General features: G+C 31.0%; 25 protein-coding genes and 1 other annotated feature. Of the genes, 19 read left to right on the top strand and 6 right to left on the bottom strand.

What is annotated here, in order from left to right; translation table 11 throughout:
* Positions 1–26: 26 nt before the first annotated feature.
* Positions 27–1202 carry a class I SAM-dependent rRNA methyltransferase gene (locus JHL18_RS13965; RefSeq protein WP_200270186.1) on the bottom strand — a complete coding sequence of 392 codons (1176 nt, stop codon included), beginning with the start codon at positions 1200–1202 and terminating at the stop codon, positions 27–29.
* Between the two features lie 273 nt (positions 1203–1475).
* Between JHL18_RS13965 and JHL18_RS13960 the strand changes: the two genes are divergently transcribed.
* The 9 genes from JHL18_RS13960 to JHL18_RS13920 all read left to right on the top strand — a co-directional run bounded on the left by JHL18_RS13960 (position 1476) and on the right by JHL18_RS13920 (position 7465).
* The gene (locus tag JHL18_RS13960) at positions 1476–2387 is read left to right on the top strand and encodes a sensor histidine kinase (RefSeq protein ID WP_243277883.1); all 912 of its coding nucleotides are present in this window, start codon (positions 1476–1478) and stop codon (positions 2385–2387) included.
* A gap of 122 nt (positions 2388–2509) precedes the next feature.
* Complete coding sequence (locus JHL18_RS13955) at positions 2510–3001, top strand: NfeD family protein (RefSeq protein ID WP_200270184.1); 492 nt, start codon at positions 2510–2512, stop codon at positions 2999–3001.
* A gap of 45 nt (positions 3002–3046) precedes the next feature.
* Entirely contained in the window at positions 3047–4009 is a 963-nt protein-coding gene (gene floA / locus JHL18_RS13950; protein WP_200270291.1) for a flotillin-like protein FloA, read from the top strand.
* A gap of 43 nt (positions 4010–4052) precedes the next feature.
* On the top strand, positions 4053–4433 hold the full coding sequence (locus tag JHL18_RS13945; RefSeq protein WP_200270182.1) for a hypothetical protein: 381 nt from the start codon (positions 4053–4055) through the stop codon (positions 4431–4433).
* 129 nt (positions 4434–4562) lie between these two features.
* Positions 4563–5300: a LytR/AlgR family response regulator transcription factor gene (locus JHL18_RS13940; protein ID WP_200270180.1), complete on the top strand. Its 738-nt coding sequence runs from the start codon at positions 4563–4565 to the stop codon at positions 5298–5300.
* A 26-nt stretch (positions 5301–5326) separates the two neighbouring features.
* The gene (locus JHL18_RS13935; RefSeq protein WP_200270178.1) at positions 5327–5728 is read left to right on the top strand and encodes a hypothetical protein; all 402 of its coding nucleotides are present in this window, start codon (positions 5327–5329) and stop codon (positions 5726–5728) included.
* A gap of 86 nt (positions 5729–5814) precedes the next feature.
* Positions 5815–6048, top strand: a complete 234-nt coding sequence (locus tag JHL18_RS13930; RefSeq protein WP_200270176.1) for a hypothetical protein — start codon at positions 5815–5817, stop codon at positions 6046–6048.
* Positions 6049–6211: 163 nt separating this feature from the next.
* On the top strand, positions 6212–6832 hold the full coding sequence (locus JHL18_RS13925) for a DUF1643 domain-containing protein (protein WP_200270174.1): 621 nt from the start codon (positions 6212–6214) through the stop codon (positions 6830–6832).
* Between the two features lie 57 nt (positions 6833–6889).
* Positions 6890–7465, top strand: a complete 576-nt coding sequence (locus tag JHL18_RS13920) for a CHAP domain-containing protein (protein WP_200270172.1) — start codon at positions 6890–6892, stop codon at positions 7463–7465.
* 288 nt (positions 7466–7753) lie between these two features.
* On the opposite strand, the gene JHL18_RS13915 is transcribed toward JHL18_RS13920, so the two are convergent.
* Complete coding sequence (locus tag JHL18_RS13915) at positions 7754–7978, bottom strand: (2Fe-2S)-binding protein (protein ID WP_183279367.1); 225 nt, start codon at positions 7976–7978, stop codon at positions 7754–7756.
* Positions 7979–8688: 710 nt separating this feature from the next.
* Positions 8689–8949: a binding site (T-box leader), on the top strand.
* A 298-nt stretch (positions 8950–9247) separates the two neighbouring features.
* Between JHL18_RS13915 and ileS the strand changes: the two genes are divergently transcribed.
* Complete coding sequence (gene ileS, locus JHL18_RS13910; RefSeq protein ID WP_200270170.1) at positions 9248–12355, top strand: isoleucine--tRNA ligase; 3108 nt, start codon at positions 9248–9250, stop codon at positions 12353–12355.
* 110 nt (positions 12356–12465) lie between these two features.
* Here ileS and JHL18_RS13905 read toward each other — a convergent pair whose 3' ends face one another.
* A complete protein-coding gene (locus JHL18_RS13905; RefSeq protein ID WP_200270168.1) occupies positions 12466–12759 on the bottom strand; it encodes a rhodanese-like domain-containing protein in 294 nt (97 codons plus the stop codon).
* Between the two features lie 433 nt (positions 12760–13192).
* On the opposite strand from JHL18_RS13905, the gene JHL18_RS13900 reads away from it, so the two are divergent.
* Positions 13193–14191 (top strand): LacI family DNA-binding transcriptional regulator, encoded by a 999-nt coding sequence (locus JHL18_RS13900; RefSeq protein WP_200270166.1) that lies wholly within the window; start codon positions 13193–13195, stop codon positions 14189–14191.
* Positions 14192–14211: 20 nt separating this feature from the next.
* Here JHL18_RS13900 and JHL18_RS13895 read toward each other — a convergent pair whose 3' ends face one another.
* A complete protein-coding gene (locus JHL18_RS13895; protein ID WP_200270164.1) occupies positions 14212–15432 on the bottom strand; it encodes a DUF5050 domain-containing protein in 1221 nt (406 codons plus the stop codon).
* A gap of 324 nt (positions 15433–15756) precedes the next feature.
* Here JHL18_RS13895 and JHL18_RS13890 point away from each other — a divergent pair, with 324 nt between their 5' ends.
* The 3 genes from JHL18_RS13890 (at position 15757) to JHL18_RS13880 (ending at position 18356) form a co-directional block, all read left to right on the top strand.
* Positions 15757–16443, top strand: a complete 687-nt coding sequence (locus JHL18_RS13890; protein WP_200270163.1) for a M48 family metallopeptidase — start codon at positions 15757–15759, stop codon at positions 16441–16443.
* Between the two features lie 127 nt (positions 16444–16570).
* The gene (locus tag JHL18_RS13885) at positions 16571–17014 is read left to right on the top strand and encodes a MarR family winged helix-turn-helix transcriptional regulator (protein WP_200270160.1); all 444 of its coding nucleotides are present in this window, start codon (positions 16571–16573) and stop codon (positions 17012–17014) included.
* Between the two features lies 1 nt (position 17015).
* The gene (locus tag JHL18_RS13880; RefSeq protein ID WP_200270158.1) at positions 17016–18356 is read left to right on the top strand and encodes an MATE family efflux transporter; all 1341 of its coding nucleotides are present in this window, start codon (positions 17016–17018) and stop codon (positions 18354–18356) included.
* 256 nt (positions 18357–18612) lie between these two features.
* Here JHL18_RS13880 and JHL18_RS13875 read toward each other — a convergent pair whose 3' ends face one another.
* Complete coding sequence (locus tag JHL18_RS13875; RefSeq protein WP_183279358.1) at positions 18613–18795, bottom strand: hypothetical protein; 183 nt, start codon at positions 18793–18795, stop codon at positions 18613–18615.
* A 235-nt stretch (positions 18796–19030) separates the two neighbouring features.
* Between JHL18_RS13875 and JHL18_RS13870 the strand changes: the two genes are divergently transcribed.
* From JHL18_RS13870 to JHL18_RS13850, 5 genes are all read left to right on the top strand, one after another.
* A complete protein-coding gene (locus tag JHL18_RS13870; RefSeq protein WP_200270156.1) occupies positions 19031–19606 on the top strand; it encodes a nucleoside recognition domain-containing protein in 576 nt (191 codons plus the stop codon).
* 9 nt (positions 19607–19615) lie between these two features.
* Positions 19616–20143, top strand: a complete 528-nt coding sequence (locus JHL18_RS13865; protein WP_200270154.1) for a spore maturation protein — start codon at positions 19616–19618, stop codon at positions 20141–20143.
* A gap of 374 nt (positions 20144–20517) precedes the next feature.
* Positions 20518–21243, top strand: a complete 726-nt coding sequence (locus tag JHL18_RS13860) for an ABC transporter ATP-binding protein (protein ID WP_200270152.1) — start codon at positions 20518–20520, stop codon at positions 21241–21243.
* Positions 21236–22906: a putative ABC transporter permease subunit gene (locus tag JHL18_RS13855; RefSeq protein ID WP_200270150.1), complete on the top strand. Its 1671-nt coding sequence runs from the start codon at positions 21236–21238 to the stop codon at positions 22904–22906. Before JHL18_RS13860 ends, JHL18_RS13855 begins: the two co-directional genes overlap by 8 nt.
* 263 nt (positions 22907–23169) lie before the next feature.
* Complete coding sequence (locus tag JHL18_RS13850) at positions 23170–23382, top strand: hypothetical protein (RefSeq protein WP_200270148.1); 213 nt, start codon at positions 23170–23172, stop codon at positions 23380–23382.
* Between the two features lie 67 nt (positions 23383–23449).
* Here the strand turns inward: JHL18_RS13850 and JHL18_RS13845 are convergent, their stop codons facing one another.
* Positions 23450–24799 carry an MATE family efflux transporter gene (locus JHL18_RS13845; RefSeq protein ID WP_200270146.1) on the bottom strand — a complete coding sequence of 450 codons (1350 nt, stop codon included), beginning with the start codon at positions 24797–24799 and terminating at the stop codon, positions 23450–23452.
* Between the last annotated feature and the right edge of the window lie 403 nt (positions 24800–25202).

Below are 25202 nucleotides of genomic sequence, written 5' to 3'. Positions count from 1 at the left end.
TGAAAGCTATATTTTTATAGTAACACTTAAATTACTTGGAATATAAAGAACTTTAAGTAGTAGCTTTCATCTGAGCTCCATAGTATAGGATGGTCTGCAGATTGAGTTCTAAATTCTACTTGTCTTAACTGTCTTCTTGCATCTCTAGCAGCTTCTTCAATGGTTTTCTTTAAAAGTTCTTCACTCATATAGTGTGAGCAGGAACAAGTTACTAGGAATCCGCCTTCTCTTACCATCTTTAAGCCTCTAAGGTTGATTTCTTTATAACCTCTTTTTGCACCTGTAACTGTGTTCTTTGACTTAGTAAATGCAGGTGGGTCAAGGATAACAACATCAAACTTTCTGTCTTCTTTAGCCCATTTTGGAAGTATATCAAAGGCATTATGACATTCAAACTTAACTACGTCAGAAAGGCCATTAAGTGCAGAATTCTTTGTTGCAAAATCAACTGCATGCTGAGATACATCTATTCCTAGAACTGACTTAGCACCTGCAACTCCTGCATTTAGTGCAAATGAACCTGTATGAGTAAAGCAATCTAGTACTTCTGCATCCTTGCATATTCTATGAATTGCTTTTCTGTTTTCTTTTTGATCTAAGAAGAAACCAGTCTTTTGTCCGTTCTCTAAATCAACTAAATACTTTACTCCATTTTCAGTAATTTGAACCATAGTGTCAAAAGGCTCAGTCAAGAAACCTTTCTTTTGTTCCAATCCTTCGATTTCTCTAGTACCTATATCGCTTCTTTCATAGATTCCTTTAGCACCAAAATCTTCAGTAAGAACTTTAACTATTAGGTCTCTATATTTATCCATACCTAAAGTAGATATCTGAATTACGTAGTAATCTTCAAACTTGTCTATAGTAAGACCAGGAAGAAAGTCTGCTTCGCCAAACACAAATCTACAGCTAGAAGTATCTATAACTTTTTCTCTGTAACTCCATGCGGTATTTAGTCTTTTTCTGAAGAAGTTTATATCTATTTCTTCATTTATATCCTTAGTCATCAGTCTTATAGTGATCTTACTTCTATCATTTATATAGCCTTTTCCTATAAATTCACTTTTATCGTTATAAACTTCAACTATATCGCCGTTTTCATAATCGCCATCGTATTCATTTATTTCATCTATGTATATCCAAGGACGGCCAGCTGATATCTTTTTGTTTGCTATTTTATGTAAATAAAATTTACTACTCATATTTCCACTCCTTATGTAACCGTGAAGTCACAATTAATTATTTATCTGCTGATATAATGAAATATAGTTATATTATTTCATATAATCCTCTAAGATTATAACACATACAATATATTTTATTCATATTTTATTTTACATAATTTATATTTAAAAAGATGTTAACTTATTTAAAAAGATATATTCAAGGATTCGTATGAGCAATTCTATTTACACATAAATATAGTTAATTAAAAGGTAGCAAACTATAAATTGGTTTATAATGGAAGGTGTGGTATGATATCATTAGCAAGATTTTATACAGAAGGGTTGAGTATATCTATAATGAAGTTAAATAAGTTTAGATTTAGCCTAGGGAAGACATTGTTAATCTCAGCTTTAATGAATGTCATACAAGTTATGCTTATGATTTTTCTCCTTATATTTAATAAAGGGAGTGACATAATAGAAAATAGTACTACTAAGATCTACATAATAGCTCTCATAATAGCTATGAACAGTTTAGTATCAGTATTTAGCTTTTATTCAATACTGTTTAGAAGAGGAGAGCGTGGCCTGGTTGAGTCTATGAGAAACCTGGAACAATTGAATAGAACTCTTAGGGAACAAAGGCATGATTATTTAAACCATATACAAATAATATACGGGCTCATGGAATTAGGAGAGTTTGAAGAAGCTAAAAACTATATGGAGCCGGTATATAAAGATATCATAAAGCTCAGTAAGGCGCTTAAGACTTCAGAACCAGCTATAAACGCCTTGCTTCAAGCGAAGCTTCAAATGGCTGAACAAAAAGATATAGCTGTGGAGATAGAAGTGAAGACTGAGCTTAAAAGACTTCCTATAAAGGCATGGGAGATATGTAGGGTGTTAGGAAACCTAGTTGATAACTCCATATATGCTCTTCAACTAAAGGATAGTAGTAGGTTTCTTTTTATAGAACTTACTGAGACGGTTAATAATTATAAGTTTACAGTAATGAATAATGGACCTAAGATATCAGAAGATACGCTATCTTCTATATTTAGTGAAGGATTTACTACCAAAGGCAGTGAAGGTAATGGGATGGGTCTGTTTATAGTAAAAGAAATATTAGATAGCTGTAAGGGAGAGATAAAGGTAGAATCAAATAATGATAGGACAGTATTTTATTTTACTATTCCTAAGGTAGAAGAAAAAAGTATTTAGATAAGATAACAATACAAAAAGACATTTTAGGAGTAAAAATGTATATTATATAGACTTCCTATTATAGGATTCTGATAAAGTTTGTATAATATGATTAAAGGATGATGAAGGGAGGAAAGTAAATGGATTTATTTTCAGCATTTTCAGCATTAACTATTATTCTTTTAATCATAGGTTTTATACTTGTAGGAATTGAAATGGTTGTTCCAGGCTTTGGACTTCCAGGTATAGCTGGTTCTATATGTCTTATAATAGCAGTATTTATTACAGTGAGGTCTTTCGTTGAAGCTCTTATAATGATTGTTGGAATAGTGGCATTACTAGGAATACTATTAGCTGTGGTACTGAACTCATTTACAAAAGGGAAGTTATTCAAACCGCTGATATTAACTGAAGAACAGCATAAAAATAAAGGATATATAAGCTCTAATGATTTAGATTATTTGCTTTACAAAACTGGCTTAGCTATAACAGATTTAAGACCTGCAGGCGCAGCTGATTTTGATGGAGTAAAATTTGATGTAGTTGCAGATGGAGAATATATATCGAAAGATACTAAGGTTGAAATATTTAAAGTTCAAGGTTCAAGATTAGTTGTTAGAAAAATAAAATAATTTATATTAGGGAGGATTATCATGGGAGACGCTTTTGCCATTAGAATGATTATTAGTATTGTAATTATTGTTTTTGTAGTTGGAACCTTTTTTACTTTCGTTCCATTAGGACTATGGGTATCATCACTAGCTGCAAATGTAAGGGTTAGTGTATTTAATTTAGTAGGTATGAGACTTAGAAGAGTTGTACCAAGCAGAATAGTTTTGCCTCTTATTAAGGCTACTAAGGCAGGCCTTACTATAAACGTAAACCAATTAGAAGCACACTATCTTGCTGGAGGAAATGTAGATAAGGTTGTAGATGCACTTATAGCTGCACATAGAGCTGATATCGATCTTCACTTTGAGAAAGCTGCAGCAATAGATCTTGCAGGTAGAGATGTATTAGAAGCTGTTAAGATGAGTGTTAATCCTAAGGTTATAGAAACACCAAATGTTTCTGCTGTTGCTAAGGATGGTATAGAATTATTAGTTAAAGCTAGAGTTACTGTTAGAACTAATTTAGAAAGACTTGTTGGTGGTGCTGGTGAGGCTACAATTCTTGCCAGAGTAGGTGAAGGTATAGTAACTAATGTAGGTTCTTCAGAAAGTCATAAACTAGTTCTTGAAAATCCAGATGCTATTTCTCAAACTGTTTTAAATAAAGGACTAGATGCAGGAACTGCTTTTGAAATACTTTCAATAGATATTGCGGATGTAGATGTAGGAAGAAATATAGGTGCACATCTTCAAACTCTTCAAGCAGAAGCTGATAAGAATATCGCTCAAGCTAAAGCAGAAGAAAGAAGAGCAATGGCTGTAGCAAAAGAACAAGAAATGAGAGCTACAGTAGTTGAAGCTGAATCAGAAGTTCCAAGAGCAATGGCTCAAGCACTTAGAGAAGGTAAGTTAGGTATAATGGATTATTATGATATGCAAAACTTGATAGCAGATACAAGAATGAGATCATCAATATCTGATTCAGGCCAAAAGAAAAAAGAGATAAAGAGTAATAAGGAAAATCAATAATTAAATTATTATTTTCTATTAAGTCCATAAAGGAGTGATTGGTTTGGATTTAAAAGATATTATATCTGATATTATGGACAATATAAGTGATAGCGAAGAGTTTAGAGGTATAAGTAGCTCTTTCAAGAAATATAAGAACATGGTAACAACTGGGATGAGTCAAGATTATACCGCTGATGAAAGGTATTCGCAGGATATAAACAATAATACTAATACAGAAAGCAGTATTATCGAAAGGGATTCATATGGTGAGATTGTAAGATCTAATGAAGTCGATATGGAGCCGACTGGAGGAGAAAAAGGTCTAATGGAAGGAATTTCCGAGGAAATAACTCCGTCTAAGTTAAAGCAGGCTATAATACTTTCTGAAATAATAAATAAGCCTGTTTGTAAGAGAAGTAGAAGAGGATTTAGAAGAGTTTAATATTTATAGGTGTACCACTTCATTTTTGAATTCATATTTTCAAGAACTCCTCTAGTAACTCAGAGTAGTTTAGAAAATAGTTTTAACATTGGAGTGGTACATCCATATATAGAAAGGTGCAGATCAATTATGAAGGTGCTAGTAGTAGATGATGAAAAAGGAATGAGATTAGTAATAAGAAAAGTAGTGGAAAAAGTTCAAGGTTTTGAAATTATAGGCGAAGCTGGGGACGGAGAACTTGCCATTAGTATTTTTCAAGAGAAGAGACCAGAAATAGTTTTTCTAGATGTAGAGATGCCTGATTGTAACGGAATTGAACTTGCTAAGAAGATATCGGATATTAATCCTAAAACTATTATCATATTTGCCACAGCACATTCTCAATATATGTCTGATGCCTTTCAGGTATATGCTTTTGATTACTTAATTAAGCCTTTTAAGATTGAAAGGCTTAATCAGACCTTGGATAGAATCAAGAATCTAAATGAGCCTTCTCCAAGCTATGGAATTGATAAGATAATAAAGCATGAAAAAGGCTTAGAGAAACTTATGATTAAGAGCAAGGAAGGGGTTAGTTTTATTGATTCTAAAGATATTGTTCTTGTACAGAGAGAAGAGAACAATACAGTTATCTATACGAAATCTGATAATTTTATAACTTCAGCAACTCTTTCAGAAATTGAAGAAAAATTGGATAAAGGCCAATTTTTTAGAAGTCATAAGTCGTATATAATAAATCTTTCATTGATTTCAAAGATTTATCCTTATGGAAGATGGACTTATATAGTGAAACTAAAGGATACAGATAAGGATGCTTTGTTAACTCATGAGAAGTATGAAGATATAAAAAAAATATTTAGTTTATAAAATGGTTTAGGTAAGGAGTGCAACAAATGGAAAGTTCAAGAGAAAGAGGATGTCTAATAACAGGAATTTTAGTGTTATATTTTATAGGGGCAATATTTAGTGTATTTACATTTCCAATAAATAAGTTAAATCAAACATTTACACCAGAACTAGCAAGCCAGTTCCCTACTACTAATACATCTATGGCAATTACAACTATTTTAGGTGTAATGACAGTAATTACTATTATAGGTGTGTTTTTGTGGAATAAAATAGCTATATATGTTTTTATAGGATTGGGAGTGGTGCATGCTATAAATACATTTGTGTTAAGTGGAATAACTGGAAGGACACTGTTAAGTTCTGCTATTTCAATTGGAATACCAGGAGCAATAGGATATGTTCTAATCAAACGATTGTCAGAAGATCAAAGTGACGAAGAATTATAAAAATATTGAATTACAATTTGCTAAAGAATAAAAAAGACCTTCCGAGATATACTAACATTAAAGTCATTCTTGGGAGGTTTTTATATATGGTTTGGGATAAGATGAAAGAATTAAATCTTGATGATAAAATTGAAGAACATTTAAAGGATGTGAGTCAAAAAGATTCCAATGCTGTTGAGGATGTAATAACTGATTCTGATATGCTTCAAAAAGTGAAGGAGTTAATACATCAAGGTATGGATCCTAGAAGAATTGGAGAGCAGTTAAGTTTATCTGTAAGGCAAGTAAATATAGTAAAAGATATGCTAGGTAAAATGTAGATAAAAGAAGCTATGTATGATATTAAAATAATCATGCATAGCTTCTTTTATTATAATAAAGTTAAACATTAAAATGCATTTTAACGTTTATTGGTATATATTCATATAAATATAAATATGTATTAATAAAGCTTTACGAAATATAAAAAAGGGGATTTGGAGGATGCAAAAAAGTAAATATCCTAGATTTGTTTGTAAAAGCTCCATGGAGATATTGGAGGACTATGATAATGATAGATGCTATAAGCTTACATTCCCGATAAGTAAAAAAGGAATGAGCAGTATACTTGTAATAGGAAGAGCACCAAAAACTTGTAGTGATTTTAAGTGTGATAAATTAATACAAAGAGTTTTAAAATATATTGATAATAAGAGAGAAGAATTTGGCCCGGTAATAAAAGTTAATATAGTAAATTTATTTACTACAATAGAGTATGATAGAAATAGTATAGAGCTCTCTTTTAAGGCTAGAGGAGAATGCTTTGTTACTGGAAATGATGATCTTTTCCAGTTAAATGGAGTCACAATAAAAAATGATGACATAATAAGAAGATCAATTGAGGAATCAGATTATATAATATTAGGTTGGGGAGAAGTGCTAAAGGAGATAGAATCAATATATAACTTAAGAGTTGAGTACATTCTAAAGACTATAAGAGAGGTAAATTCAATAAGTAGCGAAAAAAAGAAGCTTTATATAGTAGGAGACCTTACAAAAAAAGGGTATCCTAGACATTGCGTCAATTGGAATTTACAAGACCCATTAGTGGAATTTCAATGGTAAAAGTAATGGCACTTTAGAAAGGGTTATATGTATTATAAGAGAAAAAGTACAAATATAATGAAATTAATGACTTTAACTATAATAGTAGTATTAATTGTTGGGGTTATTGTATCTGTAGTTACAGGACTTATGTATAAGCTTGGAAGTGAGGTTGGCAAAGTAGCAGATACTTATCAAGGTATACCTATATATAATAATGGTAAAGATGGAGCACAAGAACATGGTATAAACAAAAATAAAAATGGTTACGTTTACGGATACAAATGGCAATGTGTAGAGTTTATTAATAGATTCTATTATGATAAATTAGGCACAACCATACCTGGCGGAGGAAATGCTAAAGATTATTTTGATGATAAGATAGAAAATGGAGGTACTAATAATACTAGGATGCTGGCTCAATTTAAGAATGGTGAAGGTGATAAACCAGAAATAAACGATATAATTGTATTTACAAAAGGTGAGTATGGTCACTTAGCAATAGTAAGCAAGGTTGAAGATGATTATATTGAGATAGTACAGCAAAACGTTTATGGAAAACCTCGAGAGAAACTAAGCATAACTTATAAAGATGACAAGCCAATTATAGCTTCTGGAAAAGGGGTATCTGGCTGGCTTAGAAAAGAAAACTAAATAATTATGCGCAAAAAGATTCACTGAAGAAATTCGCTTCAGTGATTTTCTTATTCTTTATGGGTTTTATAATTCAATTATATCTTTGGATAAGTATACGTGACAGACTTAAAACGTAATAGAATTAGAGAATAAAAAAACAAGAATATATCGCCTGCCAGAATTTCTTCACTACGTTCAGAAAAGGCAGATGCGCAAAAAGATTCACTGAGGAAATTCGCTTCAGTGAATCTTTTTTATGTGCGATAGGGAGATAAGAAATAATAACAAATGAGCAATTAAGGGGAATTAATGCCATTGTTCATCTAAATACCCATCTATCAATTCTTGAATTTTAGGGGTGCATCGTCTACCACCACAGCCGCCGGTGCGTGCTCCAGTAGCCTTAGTAACTTCGTCTGGTGTACGAGCTCCTTTTCGTATAGCGTCTTTTATCTTAGACCTGGGGATGGCCTTGCATAAACAGACTTTTGTGAGCTTATCTAAAATTTCTTGATTTAAGTTGTTTTCCATAGTTAATCCTCCAAATCTTAAGGATGACTATTCAAGGGGATGGAAAATCTTATTAACTATATTAAACCACTACAACAACTGAAAGTCAATAGTAATTAGTAATAGTTATTAAATAAAATTTTATATCTTAAATAGTCACGATATATAGACTTATTCATTATTGTGAAAATATATATCCCGAATTCGTTTAATCTAAAATTAATAAGAATTATGGATATAAGTTGGTACATTAGATCTATTATATCTTTAATTATATCCATATTAAGATAATTTATATTAAGTCACAAATAAATTATCTTAATGATGTATTGGTTAGAGTAGAAATTTATTTTTAAAATTATGTTGATTTCTTAGAAGAAAATTTGGAAATATAAAGTTTATTGGAAAGTATTAGATCAATTTAATAATAGAAGATAATTAAAAAAAGAAATTAAAAAGTCCATTAGGATTAATAAATATCATAGAAAAAATTATAACGCTAAAAATAAACATTTTAAAAATATACATTAACATTTAAAACACCTCTAAATATTATAATTACAAGTATTATATTAACCTATATTCTATATTTTGTAAAGAGTTATTTTATATCACTTAGAATAATATTAAATAATACTTAAGTAAATGTTTTCATAAGCGAAAAACGTTGCTAGACTGAACAATTTAAACCATGTTGACAATAACTTCAAGCTGAGATATAATTTTTACATTGAAAAGTAATGATTAGGGCAAGTATTTAGGTATACTACTATAGAGAGCGATTGGTTGGTGAAAAATCGTGTATATACTTAATGAAAATCACCTAGGAGCTGGAGGCTGAAAGTGTTTTTGCATTAATAAGCTTATCTCGTCATCCTGCGTTAAAGGATAGAGTATATATGTACTCGAAAATGAGCTTTAGATTTATGTGATATATAAATCTATATGGCGTCGCTTTAAGGTGGTATAACGAATATAACTTCGTCCTATGGGATGAGGTTTTTTTTATTTATATAATTAGGCGATTTAAAGATGAAACACTTCAATTTGAAAATATAAACTTAAGTATGAAGGGCTTCATCTATATGAAGATATCATTCAATTGAATTTGAATTATATTTGTTTAAATTTATAAATTGCTATAAGTTACATAACAAATATAAGTTATGATTAGAGTTTTGATATCTAGAAAATAGTAGATATATGCATTAATACTATAGATATTAAAAAAAACAATATTTTAACATTAATGTGGGCTAAATTTACACCATTTATGAAAGGGGAAAAAGCATGTATAAGAAACTAGATTCTTCAAAAAGTTTTGTTGAACTGGAAAGAGATGTAACTGAGCTCTGGAGAGATAAAGAAATAATCAAAAAGAGCTTTGAATCAAATCAAGAAGGAGAGTATTTTACTTTCTATGATGGACCTCCAACTGCCAATGGAAAACCTCACGTTGGTCATATCATAACAAGGGTTATAAAAGATATAATACCAAGATATAAGGTTATGAGAGGATACAAGGTTATAAGAAAAGCTGGATGGGATACTCATGGACTTCCAGTTGAACTTGAAATAGAAAAGAAACTTGGAATATCAGGAAAGCAACAAATAGAGGAACATGGAGTAGAAGAATTTGTTAAGCTTTGTAAGGATTCAGTATTTACTTATGTAAGTATGTGGGAAGACATGTCTAAGAAGATAGGTTACTGGGTTGATATGGAGAATCCATATGTTACTTATCATAATTCTTACATAGAATCAGTATGGTGGGCATTAAAGCAAATGTGGGATAAGGATCTTTTATATAAAGGTCATAAAGTAATGCCATACTGTCCGAGATGTGGAACTTCACTTTCATCACACGAAGTTGCTCAAGGATACAAAGATGTAAAAGACAATACTGCTTTTGTTAAGTTTAAAGTTAAAGGTGAAGATAACAAGTATATAATGGCTTGGACAACAACACCTTGGACACTACCTTCTAACGTAGGTCTTGCTATAAATAAGTCTTATGATTATGTTGAAGTTAAACAAAACGATGAAGTTTATATATTGGCTAAAGAACTAGTAGCTAAGGTTCTTTCAGATGATTATGAAGTGATAAAAGAATTCAAGGGTGAAGAAATATTAGGCTTAGAGTACGAGCAATTAATGCCATTCCACAAACCGGAAGAGAAAGCCTTCTTTGTTATACACGGTGATTTTGTAACTCTTTCAGATGGTACTGGAATAGTTCATATAGCACCTGCTTATGGTGAAGATGATAATTTAGTAGCAAAGAAAAATGGATTACCATTAATTAATCTTGTAGATGCAGAAGGAAAATTTGTTGATGAGGTTACTCCATTTGCTGGAATATTTGTTAAGAAAGCCGATGAAAAGATATTAAATTATCTTAAGGATCAAAACTCACTTTATAAGGCTGAAAAGCATACTCACTCATATCCACACTGCTGGAGATGTGATACACCACTACTTTACTATCCAAAGGCTAGTTGGTTTGTAAGAATGACATCTTTAAGAGATAAACTTTTAGAGAACAACGATAAGATAAACTGGTATCCAGATAACATAAGAACAGGAAGATTTGGTAAGTTCCTTGAAAATGTTATAGATTGGGGTATATCAAGAGATAGATATTGGGGAACACCACTTCCAATATGGGAATGTGAATGCGGACATAGAGAGCTTATAGGAAGTATTGCAGAACTTAAGGAAAAGGGGCTTGATGTTCCAGATAATATAGAACTTCATAAGCCATATATAGATGGGGTAAAACTAAAGTGTAGCTGCTGTGGAAAGGAAATGAAGAGAACCGCTGAAGTTATAGACTGTTGGTTTGACTCAGGTTCAATGCCTTTTGCACAACATCACTACCCATTTGAGAATAAGGAGTTATTTGAAGCTAACTTCCCAGCTCAATTTATATCAGAAGCTGTAGACCAAACAAGAGGATGGTTCTATACATTACTTGCTATATCTACTGCTATATTTGATTCAAATCCGTTTGAGAATTGTATAGTTTTAGGTCACGTTCTTGATAAGAAGGGACTTAAAATGTCTAAATCAAAGGGCAATGTAGTTGCGCCTGATGATGTTTTAGATACAGTTGGTGCTGATGCTACAAGATGGCATTTCTATACATCAAGTGCTCCTTGGCTTCCAACAAGATTCTCTAAGGATGATGTAGAAGAGACTCAAAGAAAGTTCTTAAGCACTCTTTGGAATGTTTATTCATTCTATATCTTATACGCTGATTTAGATAGTTTTGATGCTACAAAGTATAGTGAGTTTAAGTCTGATAATGTTATGGATAAATGGATATTATCAAAACTTAATACACTTGTAAAAAATGTAGAAGATAATTTAGAAGGTTACAGAGTAACTCAAGCAGCTTTAGCACTTGAAGAATTTGTAGATGAACTTTCAAACTGGTACGTAAGAAGAAATAGATCTAGATTCTGGACTACAGAATTGAACGACGATAAGATAGGTGCATACACTACTTTATATAAAGTTCTTGTTACTGTAAGTAAGATATCTGCACCATTTGTACCTTTCATGAGTGAAAATATATACCAAAGTCTTGTTCTTAGTTTAGATGAAACTGCTGAAGAAAGTGTTCATTTATGTAAATGGCCAGTAGCTGATTTTACTGCTGTTGATAAGAAGCTAGAAGAAGAAATGGAACTTGCATACTCTATAGTTAAGCTTGGAAGAAGTGCAAGAAATGGAGCTAATATAAAGAACAGACAGCCACTTTCAGAAATGTTAGTTTCAGTTAAGTCATTACCAGAATACTATGGTGATATAGTTAAAGATGAGTTAAACATAAAACAAATAGTATTTGGCGCTGATTTATCAGAGCATGTTAATTTTGAGATAAAGCCTAATCTTCCTGTGTTAGGAAAAGCTTATGGAAAGATGATACCTGGCATAAGAAAAGAGATAGCTGCGAAAAATCAAATGGAATTGGCTCAAAAGATACAAAATGGAGGTACTGAAACTATAAATGTTGATGGTACTGAAATAGAGCTTAACAATGAAAATCTTCTAGTGACTATGCAAGGATTAGATGGCTTTGCGTTTGCTGGAGAAGGTGAAGTTGGTGTTGTTCTTGATACAACTATAACAGATGTATTAAGAGAAGAAGGTCATGTTAGAGAAATGATATCTAAGATACAAAACATGAGAAAAGAAAGTGGTTTTGAAGTATCTGATAAGATAAAGCTTTATGTTGCCAACAATGATATGTTATTAGAAGTAGTTAAAAAGTTTGCAGACACAATAAAGAGAGAAACTCTAACAATGGATATAGCATACAATGTTGAATTCAAATATACAGAATCCAACATAAACGGAGAAAAACTTGATTTAGCTGTGGAAAGAGTATAGTTAAAGTATTAGAGAATATAAAAAAGACTGTCACCTTGGTGGCAGTCTTTTTTACTAGATAGACAGTAATATTAGTCTATGTTAATTTAGTTGTTAAGTTATGTAAAAGGTTATTTCCAACGAGCGAAACCTTCATACATGTGGTAAACATCTGAGAACCCATTTTCTTCAAGAAAATTAGTAGCCATTGGACTCCTGCCTCCAGTTTGACAATAAACTAATATTGGTTTATCCTCATAATCTAGTATTTCTTCATATCTAAAAGGAAGCTTATCAGCGGGTATAAGTACTGCACCCTCTATATGGCCTTCTTTAAATTCTTCCTCTGTTCTCACATCCAGTAATAGTATATCGTCATTACTTAAGATAAACTTTTTAGCATCTCTATTATTTATCTGGTTCATAGTAAACCTCCTGTAAATATATAATTATATATTATATTTTAAAGTTGTTTACATAACAATATTCAATACCTTAATGTGGACAAACCTTATCATTAAATAAAAATATTTTGCTTAGAATGTAAAGATTACATATTATGTTTCGAGTATATATGTAAAGATAATAAATACAAATTTATTTGAGATTTTTAGTATATAAATAAACAAATTAAATATAAAAATGGATATAATTACAAAGTTTAACTTGATAATTGAATTTTTACCTTATATTTCATATAATAGAATATAGAAAACGTTTTAAGTAAGAGTAATTTATTTTTTTTTACATAAAATAAAAAATAAACTAGAGTAATGGAGTATATTTCCTTGTAATACCATAATATTGCCATTATAATATTTTTTATTGAAACAATTTCATAGTAGGAGTTGATGGATAATGTCAGTTTCAATTAAAGATGTTGCTAAGGAAGCGGGAGTTTCAATTGCAACTGTTTCTAGAGTACTAAATGACATCGATGTTGTTAATGAAGAGACTAAAAAGAAAGTTTTAGATGCAATAAAGAAGCTTGGATATAGACCTAATATTGTGGCTAGAAGTTTAAAAACACAAAGAACAAAAACTATAGGTATTCTTATACCAGATATATCAAGCCAGATATATCCTGAAATAGTTAGAGGTGCAGAAGACGTTGCTAATATATATGATTATAATGTAATATTATGTAACTCTGACTTGGATATTGAAAAAGAAAAAGAATATCTGAAAGTTCTAAAAGAAAAAATGGTTGATGGTGTTCTTTACATGAGTAGTTCCTTAGATGATGAGATTGTAGATTTAGTAAATGAACTTGATCTAAAGACTGTTCTAGTAGAAAGTAAAGATAAAGAAGGCCAATTACCAAGTGTTACAATTGATAATGCTAAAGCTACATATGACGCTACAAAATACTTATTGGACAAAGGTGCTAAGAAAATCGCATTTATAGGTATAAAAAAAGATACAAATAATGCATGGAGCAACAGATATGTAGGATATGAAAATGCACTTAAAGATGCTAATATATCTATTAATGAAGAGCATTTGTACTTTGACACCTTAAAGACTAAAACAGGTCATGAAGGTGTACTACACATTTTGCAAAGCAAAGATAGACCAGATGCTATAGTTTGTGCTTCTGATGAAATTGCAATGGGTGCTGTTAATGCATTAAGAGAAAATAACGTCAGTGTTCCAAATGATGTTAGTATTATTGGGTTCAATAACATTTATGCTGCATCAGTTTTTTATCCAAAACTAACAACAATTTCTCAGCCAGTATATGATATGGGGTCGATTGCAATGAGAATGCTTATAAAGCTTATCAATCAAAAGACTATAGAAGAAGGTCATTATGTACTTGATCATCAGCTTATCGTGAGGGATAGCTGTAAATAAAGCATGCCGAAAGGCATGCTTTATTTTACGTACTTTTGTTCACTCCCATCTGTTTTAACAGAATAGTATAAGTATGAGTTTTTGTCAGTAACTCCTACTGGGAGTATAAAAATTCTATCATTTAATATAAACATTTTTCCAAAAGTAGTTATGGAATTTGATATTGTAGATGTTTTTTTAGTGTTCAAGTTATATTTTTCAAGCTTCATATCAAAGCCTGTAGGCGTTGAACTGCTTTGTGGATACATGCCTATAAAGTATAAATCGTTATTATATATATTGAATCCCTCTGCAGCTGAACTTGAAAAACTAGATAAAGTTGAACTTTTCTTTGTAGATAAGTCAAATTTCACTAAATCCCTGTTTATAGAAGTGTCGTCTAAAGTTTTTAAGTAATATATAGAATTTTCATAAAGTGAAAATAAAAAGAATCTGTCCTCCAAGACCTTTTCTAAATCTGTACCATCTAAATTCATGGAGTAAATTTCATTTTTCCATTTTAAGTTATGCTCGTCTCCATATGTAACCATGTCGGAATAATAAATCTTATTATTATAAATAAATAAGGTTGAAGGATCCTCTGGATACCAATTCTTATCCTTTGATAAATCTGATTTTATTGTTGTAAGTGAGTCACCATTAAGTGTCATCTTTTTTATAGAGCAATCACTAGGGCTAATAAAGTAAATCCAATCATTATATATATAATAAGGGCCACATTGATTTGCGAGTATTGTATTTTCATGAGTAGATATATTTGTTTTCATTAATGTAGAAATGGAACTAGATTTATAGTAAACATTATTATTGATTATATTTATGCTTGAAGCATTGGATACACTACTTAGTTGTTTGAAAAATGTGGTTCCATCCTCCATTGAGTATACTAAGGGGGAATCGTAAGATAGTGTTACAGAAGGAGATATAAATAAAAAAGGGTTAGAATATCTTACAAACCCACCATTAAGGTAATTGCTTAGGGAATTGATATCGTCTACTGAGTTATGGAGTCCGCTATCAGTTAACTTTAGCTTGGTATTAAGAGATTCAACAGCAGTAGTAGGTGCGCTAGTATTTGAAGAAGTGTTTTTTGTTTCTTGAGTTTTATTTTTAGTAACCTGATCTTTAGTAGTCTGATTTTTTGATTTATCATTGTCTAAACTTTTATACGAAATAGAGAAAAAAGCAATAACTGATATAATAAGTATAATTGCAGCTGAGATAAAAAAACGTTTTTTCATATACTACCTCCAGTAAAGTTATAATTACTTATTCTAGCTGTTTTGTATAAATCCTTCCAATATATTATTTATTATATGTATTCTTATTTCAAGATTTCACGTATTCATAGTAATAAAATTGTATATAGAAGAATCAACATATTCAAATATATACTTATGTGCTATTATGATATGAAAAAGTATCATTAAATAAAACTTAAATCATTGCTAAAGATGTATCAATTCGAGCAGAAAGCTATTTTTGAATGCCTCTAAATATTGAGATTAAAATTTAAAAATATAAATTTTGTTAAGAAGTGATACCTCTATATACAGGAGACTAAGATGGAGTATCAGTTAATAAGATCTAAAAGAAAAACTGTAGCTATAGAAGTAAAAGAGGATAAGATAATCATAAAATGTCCTTATAATTGTTCGAAACAATACTTAGATAGCCTCATTGATAAGAATAGGGCATGGATTGAAGAGACTCATAAGAAGGTAATGAGCAAGAAGGATAAGAAGCTAGTTTGTAAAGAAGGACAAAGCGTTTATTTTATGGGGATACCCTACAAGATAAAAGTTATCAGAGGGGCAACAGATTTATTGGAGTTCAATGGAGATGAATTCATATTTACAACCATGAGTTCTCTGTTTGACAATAATGAAGAAAGTGAAAAAACAAGAATGGAACTTATGATGGCGTGGTTTAGAAAACAAGGTACTGAGTACTTAACTAAAAGAACATGTGATTTAGCAAAGCAATTAGGATTAACTATAAATAAAGTATACATAAAAAATGTTAGAACCATATGGGGAAGTTGCTCAACTAATAACAACATAAATTATAATATAAGGTTGATATCTATGCCGAAAGAGATTATTGATTATGTTATAATACACGAATTATGTCACTTAGTACAAAGAAATCACTCTGAGAAGTTTTGGCAGTTAGTTGAAAGGATAATTCCGGATTATAAACAAAAAAGGAGCTTTCTTAAAAACAATAGTTCAAAGTATTGTAATTGGTAAAAAAAAAAATTTAATGAGCACGTTTTCTTTATATATTTGGATAATTATGTAGTTGCATTTGCAACTATTTTTTATTATACTAAGTTTTGCACCGAAATATTGTATCTAGTATAATAGGAGAATTTCTATGAATAAAAAAGATAAGATGCTCGGACGTTATATATCTCAGCTATATAGATTAGGTAGCGCGTTTATCACTAAAGAATTATCAAAGTTTAACATAGGTTATGGGCAGTTTATGTTCTTAGTAGAGCTGTATAAGTATGACAGTATATGTCAAGAAGAGCTTACTGAGATGCTACATATAGATAAAGGAACTACAGCTAGAGCCATAAAGAAGCTTGAGGAACAAGGATATGTAGTAAGAATTAAGGATATTTCGGATAGAAGGGCGTATAAGATATCTGTGACGGATAAGGCAAAGGAAATTGAGCCCCATATTAGGAGTATTTTATATGACTGGAATGATAAACTTACGTCTAACTTAAGTGAAGACGAAAAAAAAATGGCGCTTGAACTAATGAGTAAGATCGCAAAAAATCAAAGGATATGTGCAGGAAAGGAGAAATAACATGGATAGACAAAAGAGGTTAGGTGAAGAACATATAGGATCTTTATTATTAAAGTTTTCAGTGCCTGCGATAATAGGAATGTTAGTTAATGCACTTTACAATGTAGTAGATAGAATATTCATAGGTAATATTCCTGGGATAGGAAAAGACGCATTAACAGGGGTTGGAATAACTCTTCCTATAATGACTATTATAATGGCCTTTGGTATGCTAGTAGGAATAGGTACGGCAACAGCTATATCAATAAGACTTGGCCAAGGAAAAAAGGATGAGGCGGAAAATATTTTAGGAAATGCTTTTATACTTTTGATTATAACTGGAGTAGTTATAATGATAGTAGGTCTTTTAACAATGGATCCTATATTAAATGCATTTGGTGCTAGTGAAGTGACATTAAAGTATGCAAAGCAATTTATACAGGTAATATTTATAGGTTCTATATTTAATGTACTTGGATTCGGTTTAAATCACTCAATAAGAGCGGACGGTAACCCTAAGATAGCTATGTTTACAATGCTTATTGGAGCTATATTAAATGTTATATTAGAGCCGATATTTATATTCGTACTTCATTTAGGAGTAAGAGGAGGAGCTGCTGCTACAGTTATTGCGCAGTTTGTATCCATGTTATGGATATTAAGATATTTCACTAAAGGAAATAGTATCCTAAAACTTAAGGTTAAAAACTTCAAGTTAAAGAAGGAATTTGTATTAAGTATAGTTGCGATAGGTATTTCTCCTTTTGCAATGCAAATAGCTGCTAGCGTTGTTCAAATTATATCTAATAATGCATTAAGAACTTATGGTGGAGATGTATCTATAGCTGCAATGTCGATTATAAGTTCTGTAGCAATGATATTTATGATGCCTATATTTGGTATAAACCAAGGTTCATTGCCTATAATAGGTTACAACTATGGAGCTAAAAAGTATTCAAGGGTTAAAGAGACTGTAAAGAAGGGATCAATAGCAGCAACAGCAATAGTTGTAGTTGGATTCTTAGTAGTAGAGATCATACCTCACTTTGTAATAACTATATTTAATAGTGATGAAGAGCTTGTAAGAGTAGGTAGCAATGGTCTTAGAATATTCCTATGTATGTTACCTGTAATAGGGTTTCAGGCTATAAGTGCAAATTACTTCCAAAGTATAGGTAAAGCTAAAATGGCAATGTTTTTAAGTATGTTAAGACAGGTAATACTTTTAATACCGCTATTAATTATACTTCCTACATTTTTAGGTCTTACTGGAGTTTGGCTTGCTGGACCTATATCTGACGGACTTTCAGCACTTATAACAGCAATTGTGTTTTATAAAGATGTTAAGGCATTAAGAGAATAATTTACTAACTATATGCTATGTTTAACAATATTGTTTAAATTAAATGGTTATGCAGGAGATGCTATATGACAAAATCATATTAATTCTTTGCGAAAGCTCATTAAGGATGAACAACTCTAATCCTAAAAATATAAATTCAATTATAGAGTTGTTCATCTAAAGAGCATTGGATGCATAACCATTTAATTTCAGCATAGTACTTTAGCATAAAAAGACCAGATAGATTCTTTTTAAGAATTTATCTGGTCTTAATTTTTTATATGATTCCTTCTGTTTTCAATATATCTTCAAGCTGTTGAACTTTTTCTGTTAACTTAATAAATTTCTTTTTAAGCCCATCGGTAGATTCATTTCCATCAATACTTCTCTCGATTTCTTCTACAGCTGCTAATGCTTCCTCAATATCTTGTTGAGCAAGCTTAAGGTTATTTTCATCCATAAGTAATCTCCTTTGTTTCAGTTATCAAAAATATTATAATGTACAGTTTAATGTTATCATTACTAAACCAGCAGTGCAAGGCATATATTGTATAGATGCGAAAGGTAATGGATTTAAATCTATCAATTCATAATTAAGCATGTTTAGACATGGGTTGTACAAGCTGGGTATAGTCAACAGATATGGATTGATTAAAACTTACCTAAAAATATTAAATATGAAATGGAGGAAATATATGATTAATTACATATGGTTTTTCATGTTACTTTTAGGGATAGCTGTAGGTATATTTACTGGAAATGGAGAGCTAATCTCAAAAGCAATAGTAGATTCAACAGCATCAACAACAGATTTGCTTCTTGGACTTCTTGGAGTCATGTGCTTTTGGTGCGGAACTATGAAGGTAGCAGAGAAGAGTGGATTAACCAATGTATTAGCCAATCTGCTAAAACCAATATTAAGGCTTTTGTTTAAAGATGCGGCTAGAGATGAAAAGACTTTAGGTTCGATAGTCATGAATCTAACAGCAAATATGCTAGGTTTATCAAATGCTGCTACGCCTTTTGGCATTAAAGCAATGGAAGAGATGGACAAGCTAAACCCTAAGAAAAGCATTGCTTCCAATGATATGGCTCTATTTCTAGTTATAAATGCAGCATGTGTTCAGTTTGTGCCATCTACAGTAATATCAATAAGAGCTGCAGCTGGTTCCAGTAATCCTGGTGCAATAATAATTCCAACTCTTATTGCTACAGGATGTGCAGCAATAATGGGGGTTACCTGCTGCAAGATTCTACAAAAATACTTCTAGGAGGATTTTATGTTTAACTACCTATTAAAAAGTATAATACCAATAATATTTATAGTTATTCTAATCTACGGAATGATAAAAGGAAGAAAGGTTTATGAATGGTTTGTAGAAGGAGCAAAAGAAGGATTACATGTATGTTATAGAATATTTCCATATCTATTATCAATGATAATAGCAGTGAAAATATTTAGAGAAGCTAAACTTTTAGATATGTTAAATAATATCCTGGCGCCAGTTGCTTCTATTATAGGATTGCCTAAGGAACTTATCCCTCTTATATTGGTTAAACCACTTTCGGGGAGTGGAGCTCTTGGTGTACTTACAGATATATTAAAACAATATGGACCAGATAGTTTTATTGGATTGGTCGGTTCGGTAATAATGGGAAGTACTGAAACTATCTTTTATACAATAACTGTATATTTCGGAGCTGTAGGAATTAAAAAGATAAGACATACATTATGGGCTGCGTTGATGGCAGATCTTACAGCTATTATAGTTGCGGTTACAGTAGTAAAGGTTCTGTTTTTTAGATAATCATAAAAGGATACTTCGAAACTAATTTGTTATGATAGGCCAATATAAATATGGGTTTATCAAAATTGTTAGTAACGGAGTATTTTATTTTTAGTACAAAGGTAGAGTGCTAGGCTATTGTGGGAGTTGATTGTATAAATTGTATGTTTGAAGGTCATGTTAAAATTATATTAATTCTTTGCGAAGGCTCATTAAAGCATCGGATCTCTAAAGGCTTAATTTAAATATGGTGCATTAAAAGTATATAAGTTAAATTTTTTAAATAAGTATAATTTGTCAAAAATATGCCTATATATTTAAGATATATTTTAATAATCTTAAGGCCAAATTAAGATAAGTATGGTAAAATTTTTCTATAAAAGGAGGAGATAAAGATGATTGAAATAATGAATGTTTCTAAGAGCTACAACAAGATAAATAATGCTGTAGACAGTATAGATATTAAGATAAATGATGGCGAGATATTTGGATTTCTAGGTCCCAATGGTGCAGGTAAGACTACTACTATAAAAATGATAACTGGAATAATAGCTCCAAGTAAAGGGGATGTAAAAATAAATGGAATAAGTATAACTGATAATCCTTTAGAAGCTAAAAAGCATTTTGCTTATGTACCAGATAGTCCAGATATGTTTTTGAGATTAAAGGGTATAGAATACCTAAACTTTATGGCTGACGTTTATAATGTTCCAAAGGAGCAGAGAAAGAAAAAGATTGAGGAGCTTTCGAAGAGATTTGAGATGTCTACAGCACTTACTGATCAGATACAATCATATTCTCATGGTATGAGGCAGAAGATAGTGCTTATGGGAGCATTAATACATGATCCTGAAGTGTGGATATTAGATGAACCTCTTACGGGCCTAGATCCGAAATCTGCATATATATTAAAAGAAATGATGAGAGAACACACAAACTCAGGTAAAAGTGTATTCTTTTCAACACATGTACTAGATGTGGCTGAAAAAGTCTGTGATAGAGTAGCGATTATAAATAAAGGAAAAATACTGTTCTGTGGAACTTTAACTGAGATGAAAGAGCATTTTAAAACTAATGAGTCCTTAGAGCAGATGTTCTTGGAGATGACTGAAAATGAATAGAGTACTATTATTAACAAAGATATTCTTGAAAACAGGCTTTGGAAATACAAGAAGAGGTAAGAGGAAAGCTAATTCTAAGATAGTAAATGCATTAATTTTATTATTTACTGTACCAATGATAATGTTTGGTATTGGAGGAATGACCTTTGGTATATTCGAAGTTCTTCATCAGCTTAATCAAGAAGGGCTTCTAATTGGTATGTCATATAATATAATTTCTGTAGTAATATTTATATTTGGAATAATGTCTGTAATTAGTATTTTTTATTTCTCAAAAGATATAGATTTTGTGCTACCACTTCCATTTAAAGCACATGAGATATCTTTGGCTAAATTTATAACAGTAATAATATATCAGTATATGATACAAGTATTTATATTATTGCCAGCAATAGGTATATATGGCTTTAAGACTGGAGCAGGCATAGGATTCTATTTAGTTTCTATAATATGTTTTATACTTCTACCTATATTGCCAGTGACGTACTGCTCACTTATAGCTATGCTGCTTATGAGATTCACAAATCTTGCAAAGCATAAAGATGCTTTTAGAGTTGTGACAGGTCTAATAGCTATATTTATAGCTGTAGGAATAAATATCTTTTCAAATACTTTAGGATCAAGGGCAGGCTCATCTGGTGATGTACAGCAATTTTTAAACAATCTAATTGCAAACAAGAATTCAGCAGTAGCAGGTCTTTCGAACTTTTTTATAACTGCAAAAATAGGAACATATGCCACAATAGCGGAAACCCCTTCAAAGATGGCTATTAACCTGGTTTTATTCGTATTGATTAATGCATTAGCATTAGTTATATTTATAATTGTTGCTGATAAATTATATCTTAAGGGTGCTGTTGGAAATTCTGAAAGTTTTGGTGGTAGAAAAGAATTAAAGAAAGAAGCTTTAGATAAGAGTACTAGAGAAAAATCTCAGCTTATGACTTGGTTTAACAAAGAACTTTTACTTTTATTTAGAACACCAGCATATCTTCTAAATTGTATTTCAACTATAGTAGTTATACCGGTAGCTCTTGCAATGCCTATGATTGCTCAAGGTGGAATAGGTGGAGTAACTGAAGCTACTAAATCAGTGCTAGCAGATAGACATAGTTTTAATATAATAATCGGAGTAGCTTTTGCAGTTATTATTTTCTTTACAGCAACAAATCCTACAGCATCAACTTCAATCTCAAGAGAGGGAGATAATATTTATATCTCAAAGTTCTTGCCTGTAAGTTTTATGACTCAAATCATGGCTAAAGTACTAACTTCAGTGCTAATAAACAGTGTGTTAGTAATTATATTTATGATAGCAGGTATAGTTGTTGGTGTGCCGATTACTTTACTATTATTGATATTCATTCTAGCAATATTAGAGATATTTTTGTTTTCAATGCTGGGAATATTGATTGATCTGCAGTCACCAAAGCTTGTTTGGGATGATGAACAAAAAGCGGTGAAACAAAACTTAAATCCATTGAAATGTATGCTTATTGGCTTAGTGATAGGTGGAGTTGGAGCAGTAGCTACTATATTTATAGGTGCTAATTATTTAATATCATATTTTGTTTTGGCATTAGTAACTTTGGTATTAAATATTGCATTATATAAAATACTAAGTACTGTAGGTGTGAAGATGTTTACCAACTTAATAGATTAAAATATATTTGTTAATATTTTGTTAATAATACGAAAGTGATGAAACTTTTAGTGTCTTTGCTACGTCTATATATATGATGAATTAAATACAGAATTTTAGCTACACCAACTAAAATTTCATTAAAAGAGATAATGGGTTTTATACAGAAAAGTTGTATTTGCTATTTTTGATACAATAAGAGTTAGTTTTAAAAAGCTAAGATATCCAAGGGGAGTTGGAGTATTTTTGTTTTTCAACTTATAGAGATCTAGAGGAGAGTGTTTATGGAAAGGAAATTAAAAGAACTTTTATCAGTTACAGATGATGATATAAGATATTTAGCCTATGGAATAGGAGCTGGTACTACTACTGGACTGATTATAGGTTTTTTTATAAGTAATCTTCCTCTAGGATTTGCATTAGGTGGAGTACTCGGTATCATTGTCTCTGGAATATATTCTATATACAAAAAACTTGTTGGAACTAAAAATGGTTGACTACTAAAATCAATGAAAAAAGCATCCTAGAAATAAATATTTTTAGGATGCTTTTTCTTTAGGTTGATTATAGGCTAGGTAACTCACTAAAACGTCTTCGAAACAGTATGAAGATTATTGAACCATCAATTACCCACTGTATACCTGTGATTACCCAAGCGTACATAACAGGTAGTTTAAGGATATAAATTGCAATGAACATTAAAGGAAGTCTAATGACCCAACTGGAGAACATAGATACTTTAAAAGGTGTCTTAGTATCGCCAGAACCTTTTAATATCCCTCCTGCAACCATAGATAAAGCCATAAAGGGCTGCTCTATTGCGGCTACCATGAGACAAATAATAGCTTCATTTATAACAATCCTTTCACTTGAGTTTATAAATAGGGATACTAAAAATCTAGGTATAACTAAAAATAGTATTGAGCAGATTAGCATAATAAGTGCGGCTAAAAATATAGAACAATAAGCATATTCTTTGGCTTTTTTATAGTCTTTTTCGCCAATTTTTTTTCCAACTAAGGATGTAGCTGCAACAGCAAAACCCCAACCTGGCATAAAGGATATTGATTCTATGGAGGTTGTTATTTGATTAGCTGCGAAAGCAAAGCTTCCTAAGGAAACTATAAAGAAATTACTTAAAAGTCTGCTTATACTAAAAGCACCTTCTTGAAGTGCAGATGGAATGGATAAAGTCATAAGGCTTTTGAACATGGAAAAGTTTAATTGCCTTATATACTTAATTCTAACTTTTATTTCAGAGTACCTATACATATAAAATAGTATAAATATAAAGCCTATAATTTGTGCAGAAGTAGTTGCGATTGCAGCTCCTGTAATTCCCATAGGACGTATGCCGAATTTGCCAAATATTAAAATATAATCTAAAGATATATTTATTATATTTATTATTATAGAGGCTATTAAAGGGGTCTTCGTATTCCCAGAGCCTCTTAAGGAAGCGTTGAGGCTATTCATAAACATATTAAAGGTAATGCCTATAGATGCTATCTTCATATAAGGAGTACCCAGATGTATGATGCTTTCCTCTGCACCTACTATTCTAAACAGTAGTGAGGAACTAAAGAAAAGAAAGGCAAAAACACATATCGATATTATTATTGAGGTTAAAAAACCCAAAGTTGCATACTCTTCCGCCATGTCAAATTTATTAGCCCCTATTTTTCTTGCAACCAAAGAGGATATACCTATTGATATTCCATTTGCAACAAGTATATTAGAAAATGTATATATTATTTCACTGCCAAGGCCTACACTACTTACAGCTAAGTTACCACCATATTTTCCTACCATCATAGTGTCAAATACACCAATCATCATATATAGAATCATTTCTCCTACTGCAGGTAAGGCTATATTCAATACGTCTATAATAGTGTTTTTATATATTTTCATATAATTCTCCTCTCATGAAAAATCATAATAAAGATGTATCAGTTCGAACCAGTATATATTTTTAAAACTCTCACGGGTTCTGGTGAAATGAAACCCTATAATTATATCACAGTATTTATAAATAAATTGCAGAGTTAGATTAAGCTTGTGTTTAAACTTATTGTTGAAATTTATTAAATACGATTGAAGCTAAGGGGAGCAGCTTGTAAATTTTAATGATAGTGTTTTGGTTTATTAAAGATGATGGAATTTGTAACATATATTTACATATAATAAGATTATTAATATAATTGTATTGGTTTGGTGCTAATAAAACTACATGTTGTTAATTTAAAGATAAGTACTTGTTTGCTGTTTTCTTGATTAATTTATGATGTATCAGCAGAAATCATGCAGGTAAGCT

The sequence above is a fragment of the Clostridium yunnanense genome, assembly GCF_016595795.1.
Classification (GTDB): domain Bacteria; phylum Bacillota; class Clostridia; order Clostridiales; family Clostridiaceae; genus Clostridium_AR; species Clostridium_AR yunnanense.
The sequence above is the reverse complement of the archived record's forward strand: the minus strand, read 5'-3'. Positions and strand labels throughout refer to the sequence as shown.